This is a genomic window from Paracoccus limosus (assembly GCF_009711185.1).
Classification (GTDB): domain Bacteria; phylum Pseudomonadota; class Alphaproteobacteria; order Rhodobacterales; family Rhodobacteraceae; genus Paracoccus; species Paracoccus limosus.
The window spans coordinates 1-1,523 of record NZ_WMIF01000068.1 but is presented as its reverse complement, the minus strand read 5'-3'; the positions used below and the strand labels follow the sequence as shown (position 1 = coordinate 1,523).

Annotated in this window: 2 protein-coding genes; one reads left to right on the top strand and one right to left on the bottom strand. The window is 52.9% G+C overall.

What is annotated here, in order from left to right; genetic code table 11:
• Positions 1-281: 281 nt before the first annotated feature.
• Positions 282-917, bottom strand: coding sequence for a glutathione binding-like protein (locus GL279_RS19055; RefSeq protein ID WP_155066170.1), 636 nt, complete (start codon positions 915-917; stop codon positions 282-284).
• A 143-nt stretch (positions 918-1,060) separates the two neighbouring features.
• On the opposite strand from GL279_RS19055, the gene GL279_RS19050 reads away from it, so the two are divergent.
• The gene (locus GL279_RS19050; protein WP_170294027.1) at positions 1,061-1,384 is read left to right on the top strand and encodes a winged helix-turn-helix transcriptional regulator; all 324 of its coding nucleotides are present in this window, start codon (positions 1,061-1,063) and stop codon (positions 1,382-1,384) included.
• The last annotated feature ends 139 nt before the right edge of the window (positions 1,385-1,523 follow it).

Here is a 1,523-nt window from a genome sequence, read left to right as displayed (position 1 = left end):
AGAAGCCGTCCAAATGGCCGCCCATTTTGCCGTCTCGTTCCAAGCCAACACCTCCGACGTTCATGCGCACGGAGATTGGCCCGTTCAGATCACCAGCGGCAGGAGGGGATCAGCGTCGCGCTTACCTCTCAACTGCCCACGAAGTCCAAGCTGTTGTGCCGGCACAGAGTGTCTGCTTTGCGTGACGGAAGTAGTCGTTTGCTGCACTGGCAGCATGGTCAAGGCTCAATGTCCGCTACGCGCCATGAGCGGTCATGGAGCGTGCTGGAAAAATGATGGACTCAACTCAGCGATAAGCCTTCTTCAAGTATCGACTGCTTCACCGCGCTCCGTTCCTTTACGCATTGATACCAATCTCTGAGATAAAGAAGGTCGTCGAAGTGGATATCTGCATCATAGTATGACTTCAGCCATGATGCCTGCCCCCAGCTAGTGAGAGCGAACAGATAGGCATCGGCGACCGTGAAATTTTCGCCCATCAAAAAACGCCGCGATGCCAGCAAATTGGCGATCCATGCGTAACGTTTTTCCAGCTTCGGCGTTGCAGTTTCGAGATAGGCGCCCGCTTGTTTCGCATAAAGAAGTGGAATGAAGCCCTTGTGGATTTCGGTTGATAGAAAACTCAGCATCTCCTGCAGCTTGTAACGCTCGAAAGTGCCGTTGGCCGGAGCAAGGCCGGATTGAGGCTTCAGATCGGCCATGTACTGGACGATGGCTGGCCCCTCGAAAAGCATCGTGCCGTTCCCCAGGTCCAAGGCCGGAATGTAGCCATTGGGATTGATGTCGTAATAATCCTGACCCCCTTCAGTCTTATGATCTTTGAAGTTCACCCTGACAAACTCGATATCCAACTTCAGTTCATTGGCAACGATGTGTGGTGAGAGCGAGCAAGCGGCGGGCATGTAGTAGAGCTTCATCAATCGTCTCCTTGGATTTCAGCACCTCGAGACATGTTGCACGAGGACCGAAACCCACTTACTTGTGACGGTATAAAAATGTAAGAACGCAAAATAATGTCATCTAGGTACATAAATTATACCTGGCTTCGCGAGGTGCGAATTTGAAAGATACCGTCACCGGTTGTTCCGTTGAGCTCGCAATGCATCTGCTGGGCGGAAGATGGCGTTTGCTAATCGCATCCTATCTCATCGATGGTCCAAAACGGTTCAACGAACTCAGGAGGCTCATACCTGGCATTTCTCAAAGGATGCTGAGCCTCGACCTCCGTGCATTGGAGGACGCCCGCTTGGTCGCCAGAACCGTTTTCCCCACAGTTCCCGTAAAGGTGGAGTATGCGCTGACCGAAGAAGGGCGCCGTCTGGGTAAAGTTGTAGCAGTCGTTCAGGAATTCGGGCTTTGGCTGAAGGATAGGGATGCAAGCTGACCTGATGTCCGCAATGGGCCTAGGCTGTGTGAAAACTCACTGCGGATGATATCTGACGCGTTGCTCGGACCAGATAAGGCGGCCAGCGACAGATTTCGACGGGACGTGGTTTGACGGCCTTTTCAGGCCTTCACCGCTG